We start from the raw sequence: 17,288 nt of genomic DNA, 5'->3' as shown, positions 1-17,288 counted from the left end.
CCGCTCCTATTTTTTCTCTTTGATTTTTGCGACGGCCTCGATCTCTACGAGGCAGCCAAAGTGTAGAGCCGTAGTCGGCACCACGACGCGAGCGGGCTTGTGCGCGCCGAAAAACAGCGCGTACTGCTCGTCGATCACGTCCCAGTTCGCGACGTCGGGCGTATAGACGCGGCACATCCGCACGTCGTTTTTATCCGCGCCCGCGGCGGCCAGCACTGCCGCGACGTTGCTTAGAGCCTGCGCGGCCTGCGCGGCAAGACCCTCTGGAGCGGCTCCCGTGCGCGGATCCACGCTTAGCTGCCCCGAGACGTAGAGCGTACCGTCGTCGTCTAAGATACCCGGCGCATAATGCGCCTTTTTCGGCGCGAAACCGCTTGGGTAAATTTCTTTCATTTAAGCTCCTTTGCATATAAAATTTTATATAATTTTACTCTAAATTTATTAAAAATATATAAGTATTTCTATAAATTTGCAAAATTTTAAAATTTAATCTAAATTTATAGATTTTTTTATATGAAATTTCAGGAGCCCGAATTGAACCAACTTTTGCAGACCTTTATACCGACCGCACACCTTATTAAAAATACGATCGGCGATTGCGAGGTGGTCATCCACGATATGAGCACGCCGCAAAACTCCGTCGTTTTCGTCCTCGGCGACGTAACGGGTAGGAGGATCGGTCAAAGCTTCGATCATCTGGTAAAGGACGTGTTGTTAAGCAAAAATTTTGAAAACGACTGCACCGCAAACTACTACTTTACCGCGCAAAACGGCAAGCTCATACGCTCCTCGACTTCGCTAATCCGCGGCGCAGACGGCAAAGTAGTAGGCGCGCTGTGCGTAAATATCGATACTTCAAACGCCATGGCGGCATACAAAGTAATAAAAAATCTGCTGCCGAATGCAAAGCTCGATAGCGAGGAGTTGCAGGGCGCAAATTTTACCGACGGAAGCTGCAATAGCGCGGCATTAGATGGAGCGAGCTTAAAGGACGGCATAAATTTAGAAACGCAAAGCTCTAACGATTCGCAGCAAAATATCCTTGACATCGTCCAAGACCTTATCGCATCGGCTACGCACGATCTGGATGTGGAGGGGATGAAGAAAGAGGATCGAAAGCGTATCGTAAAATTCCTCGCGCAAAAAGGGATTTTTGAGGTAAAAGGCGCGGTGGAGCTCGTTGCAAAGGCGCTTAGGACGCAGAAAGTCACGATTTACTCGTATATGGATGAGGTAAAGAAGGAGAGCTAACCGCGGTGCATAAATTTGATCTCAAATTTAATAAGCGTTGCGCGTCTTTTTATCAGCGTAGCCATTGAAGTGACGCAAATTTTAATCTGAATTGATGAATCGATCAAAAGTGGGATGCGTCAATTCCTAGTTCATGCGGCTGTAGCGCAATAAAAGCAAAACTCATTTATTACTCGAGCTCATAGCCCTTCGCGCTTTTTAATTTCTCGTCATAATCGACTCCGTTAGCAATTCGCTTGCGTGAAGCATTAAAATCCGCTCGTATCGGGCTTTTGTGCTCGTCAAACTCAAGCGGCGCGACACCAATGATATCTGCTAGCAGATGCGCTAAATCATCGCTCATAAAAGGCTTATCTTTCGCCGCAGCTAGCCTCTGCCATAGCTTAGCGTGATCGCTCAAAAACTCACGCGAGGCTATGAAAATCAGCGGGATTTCGTAAGTAAAGCGGCTCTCCATGCCGTGCCCGAGGCGCCCGTTTTCGTATAAATTTTCGCCGTGATCGCTAAGATAGACGATGAGGCTGTCGTCGCCGGAGAAAATTTTAAAAATTTCATTTATGACAAAATCATTGTAAAGCACGCTGTTATCATAATATGCGACGACATCTTTCTGCTTGGAAGTAAGCTTGGCCTTTACATCCGCCGCGCTAAACTTGCCAAATCCCTCGGGATATCGCAGGCTGTAATCCATATGGCTGCCGATGAGATGGATCACGTAGAAATTTCGCTCGCTCTGCTCCGCTTTCGCCTGATTTATGAGCGGAAGCAGCACTCCGTCAGGCTTGATGCGAACGGTTTCGTAAAGATTGCTCTTTGAGAGGAAGGATTCTGAATCCGCGCGATCGGCAGCGCTTTTGGCACTTAGCGCATGCGCACCGAAAGCCTCTTGATTGCTAATCCAAAAGGTGCGGTAGCCACTTAGCTTAAACATATCGATGATGCTAAGGTTGCGAAACCACGCCCTTTTGCGCTCGCTTTCGTAATCGCTGAAATTTAAAAGCCGCATCAGTACCTGATTAGTCGTGCCGTAAGGCGAGATTGTATCGCTAAATTTTATCAGGTTGCCACTTGCTTCGAGTTTCTCTAAAAGCGGCGTATTTTTAACGCCGTAGCCGTAGAGCGACATATGACCGCGTTGCAAGCTCTCGCCGATTATTAGGACGATATTTTTGACACGAGACTTTTGAGAGGCGGGGTTTATAGCGGTCTCAGGGTTTTTGGAATTTGAAATCGCGCTGGGGCTTTGCGGCGAGGAATTTAAAGTCTCGCCTGAGCTCTGCGCCATAGCGCCCGAGGCAGATGTAGAATTTAAATTTGCGCCGGAATTTTGCACCTGAGCGCTTGATGCGGGCGCGGAATTTTCAGACGCGGAATCCAAGGCGCCGCCTTGCGGATCTGAATTTGCACCGCCTTTTAAAACGCTTTCGTTCGCGCGCTTGGCCTCGTCATATCCTAGCTGCACTTCGCGCATATCGGTAATGAAATTCTTATCGCTCAGATAGTCTTTTATCGTAAAGGCAAACTCCAGCGGAACATATTGCGATAGCTTGGTTATATAGCCCTGCTTGCCTTGGGAAGCTTTGACGGCGATATCCGTGCAAAAGATCGCCCCGTAGATAAGATAAAGCGCCGCTAGTAGCAATCTTAGGCGACTATGCGTTTGCTCCCTCTTTCTCCGCCCTGCTCTTAGAGCTGCAAAGATACAGCCAAGCAGCGCCGCTAGATATAAAATCGTTGCGGGGTTAAGAAACTGCGAAACGAACTCGCGCGTCTCGGCTGCGTCGGTATGCACAAGCGCATCGATCGCCACGACGTTGAAGCTTGAGTCGAAATTTACGATCAAAAATAAAGCCACGCTCGCAATTAGCGCAATTAGCGCTAGTAACACGAATGAAACGAGCTTAAAAAATCGGCCGCTAAGCAGATAGCAGAGGTGAAAGATGAGTAAATTTATGATGAGCACCGCAGAAAAGCCTTTAAATACATGCGAAAAATGATACCCATTGATCTGATAATGTATCTTAGCCCAGCACGCGAGCAAGCATAGCGCTGTGCTAAGCCAAAACGCTCTCCATACGGGACGTTCGCGCAGCGTAGCAAAAAAACCGCGGTCGATTTGCATAAGCAAGCGCGCCACGAGCTCGCCCGCTTTCGTCCGTGCCATAAGCCCGCCTATATTTGCTAGTGCTACATAAAATTTTTCTCTCATTTCACTTTCCTTAGCTTTCAAAAGACATGATAACGCGCACTCCGCGTAGCGCGACATATTTTGTTAAAAATTAAGGCGCAATCTTAGCCGCTTAAAGCTTTGAGCTTGCTTACTTGCGGTCTTTACGCTTCAAATTTTACAGCTAAATTTTAAAGATACGGAGAGTTTGGAATTGGATGGCGGAATTTTGAGGCTAAATTTTAATTGAAAGCGGATCTATGAGCGAAACTACAAAACGAGGCTTTAAAAACAGAAAGCATGAGCTAAAACTCAACCCTTAAAATTTTACGGCTAGGCTACGAACCGTCGCGACAGATTTTAAAATTTCTAGCGCGATAGGTTTCTTTCCGATAAAATTTATGCGTGAAGCGGCTGAGGTAAAATTCCAAGACGCTAGCTATGTAAAATTATCAAAGATCGATCGCAGGTAAAATTTCGCGCCGACAAAAGTATAAAATTTACTAGCCCAAGTCGCCTTTTGTGCGAAATCTACGCGACGCTTAGGACTTCGACCTTATCATCGAAAACCGCCATGCAATGCTCGTAGTGGCTAGTACGAAGTCCGTCCTTGCTTCTCGTGCTCCACTTATCCTCGGCGATGACTGGCGTGCCGTCCTTTTGGCAGATCATCGGCTCGATGCAAAAGACCATGCCGTTTTTGATTTTGGGGCCCGATTTTGGATTGTTGCCCTCCAAATAGTTTGGGATCTCAGGCTCTTCGTGCGGGTGCTTGCCGATGCCGTGACCGCAGAAGCCGTATAGCGGCACGAAGCCACGCGCGCGGATAAATTTCTCGATCTCGAAGCTTAGCTCTTTGAAGTGCATCCCTACCCTGATCGTTTTGATGGCAAACTCCAGCGTATCCTTACTGCATGCGATAAGCTCTTCGTCGGCTTTTGAAATTTTACCGACAGGCAGAGTGCGTGCGCTGTCGCCGAAATATCCGTTTAGTTTCGAGCCTAGATCGACGCCTAAGATATCGCCCTCTTGCAGGATCGTTTCGTCTGGGATTCCATGGATGATGACTTCGTTTAACGAGAGGCAGGCGGCGTTTGGAAAGCCGTATAGCCCTTTAAAAGCCGGGTACGCACCCTTAGAGGTGATGAAATCGTCAATCTTCTTATCAACTTCGAGCAGGCTAAGACCCGGCTTTATGAATGAAGCTGCATAATCAAGGGCCTGCGCGACGATCCTATTCGCTGCACGCAGCCCCTCTAAATCCTTTTTTGTTTTAAGCAAAATTGCCATTTTTAAAGCCCGACCGCACTTAGGGTCTGATATTTGTTCATATAGATCTGCGCTTCGATACGTCTCATCGTATCAAGAGCAACGGAGACGACGATCAGCACGCTGGTGCCGCCAAAATAAAACGGCACACCCATAAATTTAACGAGCAGCCACGGGATGACGGTTACGAGGCCCAGATAGATCGAGCCCCAGAATGTAAGGCGGCTAGCAACTTCGTTTAAGAAGCTCGCCGTTCCCTCGCCCGGACGAATGCCCGGGATAAATCCACCCTGCTTCTTTAAATTTTCACTAATGTCCTTGGAATTAAAAGCAATTGACGCATAAAAATAAGCGAAAAATATAACCAACACAAAGGTCAAAAAGTTAAAGAAGTAATTGCTAGGGCTTAGGAAATCGTGGATCTTTTGGATGATCGGATTAGTGCTTGCCTGTAAAATTGTAGTCGGAAACATCAAAATCGCGCTTGCAAAAATAGGCGGAATGACGCCACTTAAATTTAGCTTGATCGGCACGTAATTCATAATGCGCTTGTTTTGATTCGCCATCAATACTTTGCGCGAAAACGATACCGGAATTCTGCGTTCACCTAGCTCCACATATAAAATTGCTCCGATAGTAGCCAGGATAATTAGCACGATCGCGATTAGCTTTAAAACGTTCATTTCGCCGGTATTTACTAAATTTACGGTACTTCCGATCGCTCTAGGGATGGCACTTACGATACCTGCAAAGATAATAAGGCTGGTGCCGTTACCGACGCCGCGTTGCGTAATTTGTTCGCCGATCCACATCAAAAGCATGGTGCCTGTCAGCATCGAAATGCACGAGATGAAAACAAACTCGTTGGTATTTTCGGCCATTATCGCAGGCGCTCCGGTTTGTCCGTGGATGCCCTGCAAGCCGATGCTAACACCGATGGATTGAACCATAGCGATTGCGATTGTAGCATATCGGATGATCTGCATATATTTCTGCATACCGTCGCGCTCTTTTTTGAGTTTGCCTAAATTTGGAAAGGTTGCGGCAAGCAGCTCCATAATGATCGAAGCGGTAATATAAGGCATAATGCCTAGCGAGATAACGCTGAATCGCTCCGCCGCGTTACCGCTAAACATATTAAACATTCCAAAAGCGTTGTTGCTATTGCTTTGAAAAAATTGCTTTATAACCTCAACGTCCACTCCCGGAACCGGCACGTAAGCTAGCAACCTATAGGCAAAAAGAAAGCCCAAAGTAATGAGAATTTTGTTGCGTAGCGATTTATTCATTATTTTTGTCCGCTATACTTTACGTTCTCGTCTTTGATCTTGCTTGCGAGCGCTTTTGCGCCTACGCCGATCAGCTTGATCTTTTTAACGGAGTTTGAAATTTTATGAACGGATTTGATGCTTTCGATCGTGATCTCGCCAAGATCTTTGATAGCTTCGATTTTATCGACATTGATCACGTAAGGCTTTTCAAATTTAGAAGTAAAACCTACCTTTGGAAGCCTTCGCTGAATCGGCTGTTGACCGCCTTCGAAGCCTCTTTTTTCGTGAGAGCCGGTACGCGCGGTCTGACCCTTGCCGCCGCGACCTGCAGTTTTACCCAGGCCGCTTCCTTGACCGCGACCCAAGCGCTTAGTAGCGTGAGTCGAGCCTGGGGCTTTTTTAAGATTTTCTAATCCCATCTTTTATCCTTGTTAGTGTTTTAACATACTAAGAGCTTTCATTGTAGCTCTTACGACATTTGAGGAGTTGTTCGAACCTAGCGATTTAGTAAGGATATCTTTAACACCCGCAAGCTCTAAAACCGGGCGCACGGAGCCGCCCGCGATAACGCCAGTACCTTCGCTCGCCGGCTTAAGTAAAATTTTGCTCGCATTGTATTTAACTTCAATATCGTGAGTGATAGTAGAGCCGTTTAAATTTACCTTGATGATATTTTTAAACGCATCATCTACCGCCTTTTTAATCGCGTCGGGAACCTCTTTGGACTTACCAAAGCCAAAGCCTACTAAGCCGTTTCTATTGCCTACTACGATAAGAGCCGTAAACCTAAACCTTCTACCGCCTTTAACGACCTTCGTAACCCTACCGATATTGACGATTACCTCTTCGAATTCTTCTCTATTATACTTTTCCACAATCATTCCTTTGGGTTATAGTTTGATGCCGTTTTGGCGTAGCGACTCGGCGAAGCTTGCGATCACGCCGTGATACAAATAGCCGTTGCGATCGAAAAGCGCCTCGGAGATGCCCTTATCCTTTAGCTTGGAAGCTAAATCTTTAGCTAGGCTGGCCGCGCCCTCTTTGTTTGCCTTTAAATTTAAAACCTTACCGCTGCTGGCGCACAAAGTCACGCTCGCTACATCGTCGATAGCCTGAGCGTAAACTGTCCTATTGGATTTGAAAATAGAAATTCTAGGGCAAGATGCGACGCCTGAAATTTTAGCGCGAATTCTTCTTTTTCTCTTGATTCGTAAAGAGATCTTTCTTTTTAATACGTTCTGTGTCATTTCTCAACCCTTATTTCTTAGCTGTTTTTCCGGCTTTGCGGATGATATGCTCTTCAAGATACTTGATGCCTTTGCCCTTATACGGCTCAGGTGGTCTGAATCCTCTGATCTCGGCTGCTACTTGACCTACTTGCTGCTTGTCGTCGCCTTTGATGGTTACGACGTTTTTATCTACAGAAATTTCGATTCCCTTTGGAGATTCAAAATTTATCGGATGCGAAAAGCCCAAATTTAGCTCAAGCACCTTGCCCTTCATCGCAGCTCTGTAGCCGACGCCGTTGATTTCAAGCTGTTTTGAAAAGCCCTCGGTAAGACCAAGGACGATATTATTGGCTAAAGCGCGGTATGTTCCCCAATACGCCCTGCTCTGTCTATCCTCACCCTTAGGCGAGAATTCTATCTTTCCGTCTTCGATTTTTACATCGACATGACCTTTTAAATCAAGCTCTTTTTCGTTATTCGATTTTTTAAATTTTAACGACGAGCCGTCAATCTTGACCTCAACTCCGTTTGGAATAGAGATCGGTTTTTTACCAATTCTTGACATAATTTTCCTTTTTATTTGTCTAGGGTATGTCTACTTTTACGAATGGATACCACAATGCCATAAAAAGTAGAAACTTCTTACCAGATCGTGCAAAGCACTTCGCCGCCGACGCCCGCTTTGTGCGCGTCGATACCGCTCATAACGCCCTTGCTTGTGCTAACGACGACGGTTCCGTAGCCGTTTTTGAAGCGCTTGATTTCGTCTTTGCCCTGATAGACGCGGCGACCCGGAGTCGAAATTCTTTTAACTTCGTTTATTACGCTTTTGCCCTTTTCGTCGTATTTAAGCACTACGTTGATGATCTTTTTATTATTTTCCTCTACTACGTTGTAGCTCTCGATATAGCCCTTCTCGGCTAAAATTTTAAGCATAGCCTCAACGACGTTTGAGTGAAAAAGCTTAGTTGTATCTAGCCTTCGCATCGCAGCATTTCTGATGCGAGTTAGTCCATCTGAAATAAGATCGTTAATCATCTCTTCTCCTTACCAGCTTGCTTTTTTTAGACCTGGGATTAAGCCCTCATTTGCCATCTTGCGAAGGCAAACGCGACAAATTCCAAAATCCTTATAAACGGAGTGCGGACGACCGCAAATTTGACATCTGGTATATGCGCGAGTGCTAAATTTAGCAGGGCGTTTCGCCTTGGCTACCATTGATTTTTTTGCCATATCATTTTCCTTTTGCAAAAGGCATGCCGAATAGCTCTAGCAATTTAAATGCCTCTTTATCGTTATTTGTAGTCGTTACGACGGTTATATTCATACCGTGAGTTCTTAAAATTTGATCGTATTCGACCTCTGGGAACATCAGCTGCTCTTGTAAACCGAAGTTATAATTGCCGCGTCCGTCAAAGCCCGTTCTAGGTAGTCCTCGGAAATCCTTAACTCTAGGAAGCGCGATAGAGATCAGTTTGTCTAGAAAGGCGAACATCTGCTCCTTTCGTAACGTAACCATTATGCCTACCGGGAAACCTTCACGCACTTTAAAGCCGGCAACCGATTTTTTTGCATTGACGATAAGCGCTTTTTGACCTGCGATCAGCGAGATAGTATCGGCCATATTTTGAAGCACTTTTTGATCTTTACTCGATTCGCCCGTTCCTACGCTGATAACGATTTTTTCAAGTGCTGGAATAAGCATAGGATTTTTTATATCAAATTCTTTCTGCAAAGCAGCTCTGATGGAATTAGCGTATTTATCTTTTAGTCTGCTCATAATCAACCCTCTACCAACGCAACGTTTGAAATATCCATCGGCATCTCTTTGCTCGTAAAGCCGCCTTGTGGATTTTGCTCGGTTGGTTTGATAGCCTTTTTAGCCATTTTACAACCCTCGACGATAACTTGAGCTTTTTTAGGAAACACAGCCTTAACGGTGCCTGTTTTGCCCTTATCGTCACCTGCAATGATCTTTACTTGATCGCCCTTTTTAATCTTAAATTTTACTGCCATTATAAAACCTCCGGAGCCAGCGAAACGATCTTCATAAAACCGCCGTATCTGACCTCTCTACCGATAGGACCGAAAATACGAGTGCCGATCGGCTCTTTTTTTGAATCCAAAATAACGGCTGCGTTCTCATCGAATCTAATTAGTGAGCCGTTGCCTCTGTGCAACTCTTTAGTCGTACGAACGACTACGGCTTTTACTACTTGACCGCGCTTAATCTTGCCGTTAGGGAGCGCTTTTTTTACAGAGCAAACGATGATATCGCCGATTGTAGCATATCTTCTTTTGCTGCCGCCCAAAACTTTAATACACATAAGTTCTTTTGCGCCGCTATTATCAGCTACCGCAAGTCTGGTAAAACTCTGTATCATTATTCAACTCCTGTTTTCAAAACCGCTTTTAAGCGAAACGATTTTCTAGCGCTTAGCGGTCTGCACTCGATCGCAGATATGGTGTCGCCAATCTTTACGACGTTGTTTTCATCGTGGATCAGATATTTTTTAAATCTTTTTACGATCTTTCTATATCTAGGGTGCATAACCCTTCGCTCTACCAAAACGGTAGCTGTTTTATCGCCAGCCTTCTTTACGACTACGCCTTGAATTTCTCTTTTAAATGCCATAACCTATCCTTATTTCGCTTTAATAGCGGTGTTGATTCTAGCGATATCTTTTTTGATAGCGCGAATCTCGTTAGGATTGCTTAGCTGCATAGTTTTTAGCTTTTGTCTAGCCGTAAATAAAAGCAACTTACTTTGTTTCAACATAGAATTTAGCTCAGCCAAATCTTTATCTTTCAAATCAGTATATTTCATTTTCGCTTTCCCTACTTACGATTTTCGTTTTAAAAGGTAGTTTATGAATCGAAAGCATAAGCGCCTCTTTAGCAACCTCTTCGCTAACGCCGGTCATCTCGAAAATGATCCTGCCCGGTTTTATATTCATTACCCATTCTTCTACGCCGCTCTTACCTTTACCCATACGAGTTTGTAGAGGCTTTTTGGTAAGCGGTTTATCTGGGAATACCTTAATCCAAATTTTAGCTTGACGATTTACGAAGCGCGTCATCGCGACACGAGCCGCTTCGATCTGGCGAGAATTTACCCTACCCGCCTCTACCGCTTTGATACCGAAATCGCCGAACGTCAAGGAATTTCCTCTCGTTGCGTAGCCGCGATTGCGACCTTTCATCATCTTGCGGTATTTTGTTCTTTTTGGCATCAACATAACTATTTACCTCTTCTTGGTCTGCGTGTTTTTTTAGGCGCATCATCGGTCTTTTCAGCCTGGATGCCTTTTTGTAAAATTTCACCCTTAAAGATCCAAACCTTAATGCCGATATTACCGTAGGTCGTATGCGCTTCGGCAAAGCCGTAATCGATCCTAGCCCTTAGAGTATGAAGCGGAACGCGTCCCTCCAAATACCATTCGGTTCTAGCCATTTCCGCACCGCCCAAGCGACCTGCGACGCAAATTTTAATTCCCTTTGCGCCTGCTTTTTGAGCACCTTGGATGACCTTTTTCATAGCGCGGCGGAATGCAACGCGGCGCTCTAGCTGCATGGCTACGTTTTCTGCAGCCAAAAGTGCGTTCGAGCCTACTTTGCGCTCCTCTTTGATATTGATGGCTATGTCTTTATTGACTAGCTTAACGACTTCGCTTCTTAAATTTTCGACCTCGCCGCCTTTTTTGCCGATGATGATACCCGGTCTTGCGGCTACGATCGTTACGCGAATTTTCTTAGCCGTTCTTTCAATAAGAATTTGGCTAATTCCCGCATAATAAAGCTTAGCTTTTAGAAATTTGCGGATCTTGTAATCCTCGCCGATACTCTCGGAAAGCGTCGCTTTAGAAGGAAACCATCTAGACTCCCAATTTCGATTAATTCCTAATCTTAAACCGATCGGATTTACTTTCTGTCCCATTTACGCTTCCTTCTTACTTGGTTTTGCTACTTCGACGATAATGTGCGAAGTAGGCTTGCGGATACGGCTAGCCGTACCTCTGGCGCGCGGACGAAATCTCTTAAGCACCGGACCTGCATCCACTCGGCAGCTGGTAACTACGACCTCTTCAGGCTCAAAGCCGCCGTTTGCGACCGCACTTGAAATCGCCGTAGCGATATATTTTGCGCCGCGATTAGGCGTAAATTCCAAAGTAGCAAGGGCAAATTCCGCATTCATGCCTTGAATTTGCTTCGCGATAAGTCTTGCTTTTGTCGGCGAAAGACGAACAAATTTAATAGTTGATTTACTCATATTCTATCCTTACTTGCCGATCTTTTTCTGCACGGAGCCTTTGTGGCCCTTGAAAGTGCGCGTAGGAGCGAACTCGCCTAATTTATAACCGATATGATGCTCGGTCACATAAACCGGGATAAAATTCTTTCCGTTATGAACGTTAAACGTAAGTCCGATCATCTCAGGCACGATCGTGCTTCGCCTCGACCAAGTCTTGATCGGTTTGTTATCGCCGGCTTTCTTTGCCGCAACGACTTTTTTCATTACGTGATCATCTACGAAAGGACCTTTTTTTAGCGATCTAGCCATTTTTATTTTCCTTTCCTTCTTGAAATTATAAGCTTATCGCTCGCTTTTTTATGGCGAGTTTTATAGCCCTTCGTCGGTTTACCCCACGGAGTTACCGGATGGCGACCGGAGTTTTTCTTACCCTCGCCACCGCCGTGCGGGTGATCGACCGGGTTCATCGCAGAACCTCTGGTTTGAGGGCGGATACCTCTATGGCGATTACGTCCGGCTTTACCGATGACGACGTTTGCCCACTCTTCGTTACCCACTACGCCGATGCTGGCCATGCACTCTGCGAGCACTCTTCTCATCTCACCGCTAGGCAGACGTAAAATGACGTATTTTTCCTCTTTACCCATAAGCTGAGCATAGCCTCCTGCGCTACGTGCCATTTGAGCACCTTTGCCAGGTTTTAACTCGATATTGTGTAGGATGGTACCTACAGGGATATTTTTCATCTTCATAGCGTTGCCCGGCTTAATATCTAATCCGCCCTCGGCAGCAGCTACTACGTCGCCCACTTTAAGATCGTTAGGCTTGATAATGTAGCGCTTCTCGCCGTCTGCGTATGAGATCAGCGCAATACGGCAGTTGCGATTCGGATCGTATTCAATCGCCTCGACCTTGCCAGCAACGCCGAATTTATTTCGCTTAAAATCGATAATTCTATAAAGTTTAGCTGCTCCGGCTTGTTTATGGCGACTGGTAATGCGACCGTTATTGTTCCTTCCGGCTGCGGCAGGAATTTTAACAAGCAAACCTCTAACGCTAGCTTTTGCAGTGATATCCTCGCTACTAAGCCCCGTCATAAATCTTCTACTTGGAGTATACGGTTTATAAGTTTTAATCGCCATTTTACGCCTCCACGCTTTCTAGGCTTGCGCCCTCAGGTAGTTTGACGTAGAATTTCTTCACATCGTTTCTAGCGCCAGTTCTGCCTTTAAATCTTTTTACTTTGCCGTCCTGTCTTAAAGAATTTATCTTTAGCGGAGTGATCCCGAAATAGTTCTTCAAAACGCTCTTTAGTCCGTTTTTCGTAACCGACGGGCTAGTTTGGATAACGACCACGCCGTTTTCTTGAAGACCGAGAGACTTTTCCGTATAAAGGATCGTTTTGATATCTGTTATATCTGCCATTTTAGTCCTCTTTCACTATTGATTCAAATGCCGCTTTTTCGAATACGACCGAGCCGTAAACTGCGATTAGATAAGCATTGACCTCGCTTGCATCGATGACATAGCAATTCTTAAGATTTCTATAGGCCAAAAGAGTTTGCGCGTCCAGCTCGTTTTTAACGATCAGTGCATCTCTAACGCCTAGTTTCTTAATAAAATTTGCTGCATCTTTGGTTTTACCGCTTTTTAGCTCCAAATCGTCAAAGATAAAAATTTTACCCTCGTTTGCCTTCTCATTGATAGCAAATTCCAGCGCAAGTCGTTTTTGCTTTTTATTGACCTTCTGCTCATAGTTTCGCTCGTTAGTCGGACCGAATGCGACCGCGCCGCCTACCCAGACGTTAGTTCTGGTTGAGCCCGCACGTGCGCCACCGCGGCCCTTTTGTCGCCATGGCTTTTTACCGCCGCCGCTAACCTCGGCGCGAGTTTTAGCGTTAGCCGTATTTGCACGAAGCGAAGCAAGGTAAGATTTGACGTACAAATATAGATTGTGCGAATTGACTTCCGAAAATTTCGCAGGGATTTCAATTTCGCTTGCTTTTTCCAGTTTTTCGTTAAGCACGCTTACTTTACTCATTTTACTATCCTTATTCTGCCCATTGCGCCGTTAAATCCAGGAACCGAGCCTTTAAGCACCAAAATTTTATTCTCGGCATCAAAGCTTACGACTTCGTTTTTGGCAGTGATCGTTTCATTTCCAGTGTGTCCCGCCATCCTCATGCCAGGCTGAACGCGACCCGGCCACTCGCAGTTACCGATCGAGCCCGGTCTTCGGTGAAAGCGGCTACCGTGCGCTGCAGGACCGCCCGCAAAGCCATGGCGCTTAATAACGCCCTGATAACCTTTACCCTTGGATTTAAAGCTTACTTTGACGATCTTAGCCTCGTTCAAAACATCTAAATTTTGATCGCCAAGCTCGGCATTTTCTAAGCTTAGAGTTGCAAATTTATTAAATTCCTTACTTAGACTGTATTTCTTTTGAATTCCAGCGATAGCTTTATTATACGCTTTGCCCTCTGCGTAGGCTACGATAGCTTTTTTCTCATCGCAAACTTCGCAAATTTTGGTATTGATAAGTCGTAAAAGCGTCACGGGCGTGCTGCTCGTGTCGATCGTCCTACTCATACCTATTTTTTCTACAATATATTCCATTGTTTTACCCCTTATTTGCCCATCGCGTGAACTTCGACGTTGACTTCCGGAGCCAAATCAAGCTTAGTTAGCGAATCAACCGTATCTGGCGTAGCCGCTACGATGTCTAGCATACGAGCGTGAATTTTCATCTCAAACTGCTCTCTGGAGTCTTTATTTACGTGCGGAGATCTTAAAACGGTGTAGCGTTTAATCTTCGTAGGCATCGGCACGGGACCTCTGACGTCCGCACCTGTTCTTTTCACGGCTTCAACGATAGCCGAAACTGTGCGATCTAAAACTCGATGGTCATAAGCCTTGAGTTTTAACCTAATTTTTTGCATCACTTTTCCTTAATAAAGAACTTGTCGCAACGCGCGACCCTTTGTTTCAAACAAAAGATGCACATTATATAAAAGCGCTCCAGCTTTGTCAAGAAAATAGCCAAATTTTATGGAAATATTTCCTTTTAATAAGGAAAAATATATAGAATTTCGAAAATTTTTGGAGTGTCGGAAATTTTCAATACAAAAATTTTGGATAAATTTAAAATAGATATAAAAATTTCATAGGATTTTTCAGATTTATTTCCTTTTAATAAGGAAAATTTTAAAATATCCACTATGAATGATCTAAAATTTTTTTACGAAAATCCGCCGGAATTTACGGCTTTTATCCCGCGCAAAAGAGGTATAGACTCGCCCAAAACCATAATCTACGGAGTGCTAAATTCCGGCAAAAGCGCCGTGCTGAAAAATGAAATTTCGGAACTTAAAAAAGATGAAATTTTGTACCTGAATTTAGCCGATCTACGCCTTGAAGAGGCGGTGGCGAATGATGGAATTTTTGTGGCTAGAAATAGTGCGGACAATACAAAGGCTAGCGCAGCAAATGGATATGAAATAAGTAGAGAAGCTACACTTGGCGCGGATATTTCGGATATAGATAAATTTTATCGCGCCGCCGTAAAAAATACAGATACAAAAAACGCAAGCGCAAATGGCTCAAACAACGCAAGAAATATGGAGTTCTACAGCGCAAAAAATAGGAGCGAGAATTTCTTCCACGAGATCAAAGAATTTTTAGCCGCCAACGAGCAAATTTTATCGCTTTTTTTAGATAATTTTAGTAGCGCCGATTTTGAAATTTCATCGCTTCAAAGCTTCGCTGGGGGGCTAAATTTAAAGCGCTTTATAATTTCTACGCGCGATAAAGAGTTGATCCTGCCGGGCTTTGAGCGGCTTGAGCTTTTGCCGCTTTCGTTTGAAGAATTTATCGCCTTCGACAAGCGCCACAACGAGATAAACTCGATGATTTCGGCGTTTTTAGCCCAAGGTGGCGGCGCAAAAAACCCCTTCATAGCGCCCGCTGAAATTTTAGAATTCGAGCAGAGGCTGCTTGCGGCAAACTTTAGCCGCACGGAGATTTTAATCCTCAAAGAGTGCCTAAGCTTCGTTCACACTGCATTTAGTGCAAATAAAATTTACACCGCGCTAAAGCCGCGCATCAAGATCTCCAAAGACGCCGTATACGGCACTATCGCCAAGCTTGAGCGGGAAAATTTCATCAGATTTTTAAGCAAAGCTGGCGAGCCCGCGCGCGCAAAAAAATTATATTTTTCGCATTTTAATATGCGCGAAATTTTAACGAGCAAAAAGGACTTCTCGAAAAAATTTGCCAACGTCCTTTTCTGCGAGCTTTTGGGGCTAAATACGCCGATTTTTTACACAAAAGAGCTGGATTTTTACCTGCCTGCTCTAAAGATGGGGGTTCTCGTCATCCCATTCAGCGACGCAGACATTATCTTTTTAAAATTCCGCAAAATTTTAAGCGTGCTAAAAAAACTCGGCGTCACAAGTCTAAAAGTTGTGTCTATGGCAAACTCCGGTAGGCTCGAGATTGAGGGTATCCGCTGCGATGTTGTGCCGTTTCATGAATTCGCGCTTAGCTTCTGATTTATTGACATCCCATATCATAAAAATACAAATTTTATGATATAATTTTGGTAAACTCATATCAATTACATAAGGGAAAGCCGATGATCAAATTAAAAGATAAACTCATTTATGAAACGCTAAAACTGGTCGAATCGCAAGGCGAAGATGGGCTTTTGTGTCGCAATAAGCAAAGCGATGCGGAGTTTATGAGGCCCGTGAACGAATTCGCAGCTGCGAGTGGGCGCAACTACACCTCGATCAAATCGACTCTTGACATCATCCATAAAAACTGGGGCTATCTGCAGCGCGAAAGCATTAAGGATACGGGGCTTGATGCAGGCAAGGCGTCGAAGATTTTCATCTACCGCCTATGCGAGGCAGGGCGAAGCTTTATCGAAAAATACGAAAAAACTCTCGTCCAAAACGCCGACAAATAGCCCAAAATTAAAAATTTTAAGCGCCGATTAGATAGAATTCTTTAATTTCACGTAGCGCGATAGAATTTCATTTTTTATGCGACTAGCCTTAAAAAAGGAGATGAAAATGCTGGATTTTATAGTAAAAATGTTCGCCTGGAAAGCTGAGTGGGAGGTAAAAAAGGAATATGACAAAGAATTCGGCGACCTATCCTCCATGCGCTCAATCCTGCGCTTTATAATACTTCTTATCATACTTAGCATTTTGATTAAATTTCAATTAAGCGTATGAAAGATACATTTTTAGACATTGCGCTCGTTTTATTTGGCATCGCTATGCTCGTCACGATACAACAAAAATCTTTATTAAAATTTACAATCTTCGTCGTGATTTTAGCGCTCGCTAGAGAGTTAATCATCAGGCTTTATGCCTAGCTTCGGCGAAACCGACGCGGATGGAATTTAAAATTTAAACGACAAAATGACGGCGCGGCGGAATTCGGCTGGTGCAAATTTTAAATTTCACCGTAACTGCACTATGCTTTTATCGTCGTTAGCGAATTCTACCGCGCTTCAAGAATTGCCGTATCGATAAATCTAGCTTTTATCGTCAATGACAGATTTTATCCGCGCCGAGGATTTGCGCTTGATGTAGCGCCTTCTGCTATCAGTGGCGGAATTTCACTTGTGCGAACAAGGCGGATTTTTTGCGGTGGCAGCAAAAATTATAAACCAAATGAGCGGGTTAGAGCGTAAATTTTATAACGCTATAACGCTTAACTTCCGCAGAAGCCTAAATTGGCGCAATACAAGTGCAGAATTCAATCAAAAAATTTCAAACTTAGTAGTAAAATTCCGCACGCTGAAATCTTAAAATTTTATTTCATAAAATTCCGAAATT

The 17,288-nt window shown here is 44.5% G+C and carries 27 protein-coding genes and 1 pseudogene; 4 read left to right on the top strand and 24 right to left on the bottom strand.

The genetic code is table 11. The features are described from left to right. Positions 1-6: 6 nt before the first annotated feature. Complete coding sequence (locus tag Q0460_RS02255) at positions 7-393, bottom strand: RidA family protein (RefSeq protein ID WP_299084313.1); 387 nt, start codon at positions 391-393, stop codon at positions 7-9. A 141-nt stretch (positions 394-534) separates the two neighbouring features. Here Q0460_RS02255 and Q0460_RS02250 point away from each other — a divergent pair, with 141 nt between their 5' ends. Beyond that, complete coding sequence (locus tag Q0460_RS02250) at positions 535-1,251, top strand: transcriptional regulator (RefSeq protein ID WP_299084310.1); 717 nt, start codon at positions 535-537, stop codon at positions 1,249-1,251. Positions 1,252-1,420: 169 nt separating this feature from the next. Here Q0460_RS02250 and Q0460_RS02245 read toward each other — a convergent pair whose 3' ends face one another. The 23 genes and pseudogenes from Q0460_RS02245 to rpsJ form a co-directional block, all read right to left on the bottom strand. Beyond that, complete coding sequence (locus Q0460_RS02245; RefSeq protein WP_299084307.1) at positions 1,421-3,460, bottom strand: phosphoethanolamine transferase; 2,040 nt, start codon at positions 3,458-3,460, stop codon at positions 1,421-1,423. A gap of 489 nt (positions 3,461-3,949) precedes the next feature. Further along, entirely contained in the window at positions 3,950-4,708 is a 759-nt protein-coding gene (map, locus tag Q0460_RS02240; protein ID WP_298024846.1) for a type I methionyl aminopeptidase, read from the bottom strand. Between the two features lie 2 nt (positions 4,709-4,710). Further along, entirely contained in the window at positions 4,711-5,976 is a 1,266-nt protein-coding gene (gene secY / locus Q0460_RS02235; RefSeq protein ID WP_299084303.1) for a preprotein translocase subunit SecY, read from the bottom strand. Continuing rightward, the gene (gene rplO / locus Q0460_RS02230; RefSeq protein WP_299084300.1) at positions 5,976-6,377 is read right to left on the bottom strand and encodes a 50S ribosomal protein L15; all 402 of its coding nucleotides are present in this window, start codon (positions 6,375-6,377) and stop codon (positions 5,976-5,978) included. Before rplO ends, secY begins: the two co-directional genes overlap by 1 nt. A gap of 12 nt (positions 6,378-6,389) precedes the next feature. Then, positions 6,390-6,833 (bottom strand): 30S ribosomal protein S5, encoded by a 444-nt coding sequence (rpsE, locus tag Q0460_RS02225; RefSeq protein WP_005868986.1) that lies wholly within the window; start codon positions 6,831-6,833, stop codon positions 6,390-6,392. Between the two features lie 15 nt (positions 6,834-6,848). Continuing rightward, positions 6,849-7,205 carry a 50S ribosomal protein L18 gene (gene rplR, locus Q0460_RS02220; RefSeq protein ID WP_298083066.1) on the bottom strand — a complete coding sequence of 119 codons (357 nt, stop codon included), beginning with the start codon at positions 7,203-7,205 and terminating at the stop codon, positions 6,849-6,851. 10 nt (positions 7,206-7,215) lie between these two features. Continuing rightward, the gene (rplF, locus tag Q0460_RS02215; protein ID WP_299084297.1) at positions 7,216-7,752 is read right to left on the bottom strand and encodes a 50S ribosomal protein L6; all 537 of its coding nucleotides are present in this window, start codon (positions 7,750-7,752) and stop codon (positions 7,216-7,218) included. A gap of 77 nt (positions 7,753-7,829) precedes the next feature. Continuing rightward, positions 7,830-8,225: a 30S ribosomal protein S8 gene (gene rpsH, locus Q0460_RS02210; RefSeq protein ID WP_177387632.1), complete on the bottom strand. Its 396-nt coding sequence runs from the start codon at positions 8,223-8,225 to the stop codon at positions 7,830-7,832. A gap of 9 nt (positions 8,226-8,234) precedes the next feature. Then, the gene (locus tag Q0460_RS02205; protein ID WP_005868990.1) at positions 8,235-8,420 is read right to left on the bottom strand and encodes a type Z 30S ribosomal protein S14; all 186 of its coding nucleotides are present in this window, start codon (positions 8,418-8,420) and stop codon (positions 8,235-8,237) included. Between the two features lies 1 nt (position 8,421). After that, positions 8,422-8,967 (bottom strand): 50S ribosomal protein L5, encoded by a 546-nt coding sequence (gene rplE, locus Q0460_RS02200; RefSeq protein ID WP_291938590.1) that lies wholly within the window; start codon positions 8,965-8,967, stop codon positions 8,422-8,424. A 2-nt stretch (positions 8,968-8,969) separates the two neighbouring features. Continuing rightward, positions 8,970-9,203, bottom strand: coding sequence for a 50S ribosomal protein L24 (gene rplX / locus Q0460_RS02195; protein ID WP_005868992.1), 234 nt, complete (start codon positions 9,201-9,203; stop codon positions 8,970-8,972). Next, entirely contained in the window at positions 9,203-9,571 is a 369-nt protein-coding gene (gene rplN / locus Q0460_RS02190; RefSeq protein ID WP_005868993.1) for a 50S ribosomal protein L14, read from the bottom strand. The genes rplX and rplN overlap by 1 nt, the downstream gene beginning before the upstream one ends. Next, positions 9,571-9,822, bottom strand: a complete 252-nt coding sequence (rpsQ, locus tag Q0460_RS02185) for a 30S ribosomal protein S17 (protein WP_005868994.1) — start codon at positions 9,820-9,822, stop codon at positions 9,571-9,573. The genes rplN and rpsQ overlap by 1 nt, the downstream gene beginning before the upstream one ends. 9 nt (positions 9,823-9,831) lie before the next feature. After that, complete coding sequence (gene rpmC / locus Q0460_RS02180; protein ID WP_005868995.1) at positions 9,832-10,014, bottom strand: 50S ribosomal protein L29; 183 nt, start codon at positions 10,012-10,014, stop codon at positions 9,832-9,834. Beyond that, the gene (gene rplP, locus Q0460_RS02175; RefSeq protein ID WP_005868996.1) at positions 10,001-10,426 is read right to left on the bottom strand and encodes a 50S ribosomal protein L16; all 426 of its coding nucleotides are present in this window, start codon (positions 10,424-10,426) and stop codon (positions 10,001-10,003) included. The genes rpmC and rplP overlap by 14 nt, the downstream gene beginning before the upstream one ends. 2 nt (positions 10,427-10,428) lie before the next feature. After that, positions 10,429-11,124 carry a 30S ribosomal protein S3 gene (gene rpsC / locus Q0460_RS02170; protein ID WP_005868997.1) on the bottom strand — a complete coding sequence of 232 codons (696 nt, stop codon included), beginning with the start codon at positions 11,122-11,124 and terminating at the stop codon, positions 10,429-10,431. 21 nt (positions 11,125-11,145) lie between these two features. Further along, positions 11,146-11,457 (bottom strand): annotated as a pseudogene (gene rplV, locus Q0460_RS02165) (50S ribosomal protein L22); the annotation flags it as partial. Between the two features lie 9 nt (positions 11,458-11,466). Next, positions 11,467-11,748 (bottom strand): 30S ribosomal protein S19, encoded by a 282-nt coding sequence (rpsS, locus tag Q0460_RS02160; RefSeq protein WP_005869002.1) that lies wholly within the window; start codon positions 11,746-11,748, stop codon positions 11,467-11,469. Positions 11,749-11,750: 2 nt separating this feature from the next. After that, on the bottom strand, positions 11,751-12,581 hold the full coding sequence (gene rplB / locus Q0460_RS02155) for a 50S ribosomal protein L2 (protein WP_297897660.1): 831 nt from the start codon (positions 12,579-12,581) through the stop codon (positions 11,751-11,753). A 1-nt stretch (position 12,582) separates the two neighbouring features. After that, entirely contained in the window at positions 12,583-12,864 is a 282-nt protein-coding gene (locus Q0460_RS02150; protein ID WP_297960294.1) for a 50S ribosomal protein L23, read from the bottom strand. Between the two features lies 1 nt (position 12,865). After that, entirely contained in the window at positions 12,866-13,480 is a 615-nt protein-coding gene (gene rplD, locus Q0460_RS02145; RefSeq protein ID WP_005869006.1) for a 50S ribosomal protein L4, read from the bottom strand. Further along, the gene (rplC, locus tag Q0460_RS02140; protein ID WP_299084293.1) at positions 13,477-14,055 is read right to left on the bottom strand and encodes a 50S ribosomal protein L3; all 579 of its coding nucleotides are present in this window, start codon (positions 14,053-14,055) and stop codon (positions 13,477-13,479) included. The genes rplD and rplC overlap by 4 nt, the downstream gene beginning before the upstream one ends. Positions 14,056-14,066: 11 nt before the next feature. Continuing rightward, positions 14,067-14,378: a 30S ribosomal protein S10 gene (gene rpsJ / locus Q0460_RS02135; RefSeq protein WP_005869011.1), complete on the bottom strand. Its 312-nt coding sequence runs from the start codon at positions 14,376-14,378 to the stop codon at positions 14,067-14,069. A gap of 279 nt (positions 14,379-14,657) precedes the next feature. On the opposite strand from rpsJ, the gene Q0460_RS02130 reads away from it, so the two are divergent. The 3 genes from Q0460_RS02130 (at position 14,658) to Q0460_RS02120 (ending at position 16,822) form a co-directional block, all read left to right on the top strand. Continuing rightward, on the top strand, positions 14,658-15,989 hold the full coding sequence (locus Q0460_RS02130) for a hypothetical protein (RefSeq protein ID WP_299084290.1): 1,332 nt from the start codon (positions 14,658-14,660) through the stop codon (positions 15,987-15,989). A gap of 83 nt (positions 15,990-16,072) precedes the next feature. Then, on the top strand, positions 16,073-16,408 hold the full coding sequence (locus tag Q0460_RS02125) for a hypothetical protein (protein WP_299084287.1): 336 nt from the start codon (positions 16,073-16,075) through the stop codon (positions 16,406-16,408). Between the two features lie 267 nt (positions 16,409-16,675). Continuing rightward, entirely contained in the window at positions 16,676-16,822 is a 147-nt protein-coding gene (locus Q0460_RS02120; RefSeq protein ID WP_299084284.1) for a hypothetical protein, read from the top strand. The last annotated feature ends 466 nt before the right edge of the window (positions 16,823-17,288 follow it).

Origin of the sequence: uncultured Campylobacter sp., assembly GCF_937980635.1 — a bacterium.
In the GTDB taxonomy this organism is placed as follows: domain Bacteria; phylum Campylobacterota; class Campylobacteria; order Campylobacterales; family Campylobacteraceae; genus Campylobacter_B.
The sequence above is the reverse complement of the archived record's forward strand: the minus strand, read 5'-3'. Positions and strand labels throughout refer to the sequence as shown.

Coding starts and splice junctions, on each gene's coding strand:
- Q0460_RS02255 (WP_299084313.1), bottom strand. CDS start 393: ATGAAAGAAATTTACCCAAGCGGTTTCGCGCCGAAAAAGGCGCATTAT.
- Q0460_RS02245 (WP_299084307.1), bottom strand. CDS start 3,460: ATGAGAGAAAAATTTTATGTAGCACTAGCAAATATAGGCGGGCTTATG.
- map (WP_298024846.1), bottom strand. CDS start 4,708: ATGGCAATTTTGCTTAAAACAAAAAAGGATTTAGAGGGGCTGCGTGCA.
- secY (WP_299084303.1), bottom strand. CDS start 5,976: ATGAATAAATCGCTACGCAACAAAATTCTCATTACTTTGGGCTTTCTT.
- rplO (WP_299084300.1), bottom strand. CDS start 6,377: ATGGGATTAGAAAATCTTAAAAAAGCCCCAGGCTCGACTCACGCTACT.
- rplR (WP_298083066.1), bottom strand. CDS start 7,205: ATGACACAGAACGTATTAAAAAGAAAGATCTCTTTACGAATCAAGAGA.
- rplF (WP_299084297.1), bottom strand. CDS start 7,752: ATGTCAAGAATTGGTAAAAAACCGATCTCTATTCCAAACGGAGTTGAG.
- rpsH (WP_177387632.1), bottom strand. CDS start 8,225: ATGATTAACGATCTTATTTCAGATGGACTAACTCGCATCAGAAATGCT.
- Q0460_RS02205 (WP_005868990.1), bottom strand. CDS start 8,420: ATGGCAAAAAAATCAATGGTAGCCAAGGCGAAACGCCCTGCTAAATTT.
- rplE (WP_291938590.1), bottom strand. CDS start 8,967: ATGAGCAGACTAAAAGATAAATACGCTAATTCCATCAGAGCTGCTTTG.
- rplX (WP_005868992.1), bottom strand. CDS start 9,203: ATGGCAGTAAAATTTAAGATTAAAAAGGGCGATCAAGTAAAGATCATT.
- rplN (WP_005868993.1), bottom strand. CDS start 9,571: ATGATACAGAGTTTTACCAGACTTGCGGTAGCTGATAATAGCGGCGCA.
- rpsQ (WP_005868994.1), bottom strand. CDS start 9,822: ATGGCATTTAAAAGAGAAATTCAAGGCGTAGTCGTAAAGAAGGCTGGC.
- rpmC (WP_005868995.1), bottom strand. CDS start 10,014: ATGAAATATACTGATTTGAAAGATAAAGATTTGGCTGAGCTAAATTCT.
- rplP (WP_005868996.1), bottom strand. CDS start 10,426: ATGTTGATGCCAAAAAGAACAAAATACCGCAAGATGATGAAAGGTCGC.
- rpsC (WP_005868997.1), bottom strand. CDS start 11,124: ATGGGACAGAAAGTAAATCCGATCGGTTTAAGATTAGGAATTAATCGA.
- rpsS (WP_005869002.1), bottom strand. CDS start 11,748: ATGGCTAGATCGCTAAAAAAAGGTCCTTTCGTAGATGATCACGTAATG.
- rplB (WP_297897660.1), bottom strand. CDS start 12,581: ATGGCGATTAAAACTTATAAACCGTATACTCCAAGTAGAAGATTTATG.
- Q0460_RS02150 (WP_297960294.1), bottom strand. CDS start 12,864: ATGGCAGATATAACAGATATCAAAACGATCCTTTATACGGAAAAGTCT.
- rplD (WP_005869006.1), bottom strand. CDS start 13,480: ATGAGTAAAGTAAGCGTGCTTAACGAAAAACTGGAAAAAGCAAGCGAA.
- rplC (WP_299084293.1), bottom strand. CDS start 14,055: ATGGAATATATTGTAGAAAAAATAGGTATGAGTAGGACGATCGACACG.
- rpsJ (WP_005869011.1), bottom strand. CDS start 14,378: ATGCAAAAAATTAGGTTAAAACTCAAGGCTTATGACCATCGAGTTTTA.
- Q0460_RS02130 (WP_299084290.1), top strand. CDS start 14,658: ATGAATGATCTAAAATTTTTTTACGAAAATCCGCCGGAATTTACGGCT.
- Q0460_RS02125 (WP_299084287.1), top strand. CDS start 16,073: ATGATCAAATTAAAAGATAAACTCATTTATGAAACGCTAAAACTGGTC.
- Q0460_RS02120 (WP_299084284.1), top strand. CDS start 16,676: ATGAAAGATACATTTTTAGACATTGCGCTCGTTTTATTTGGCATCGCT.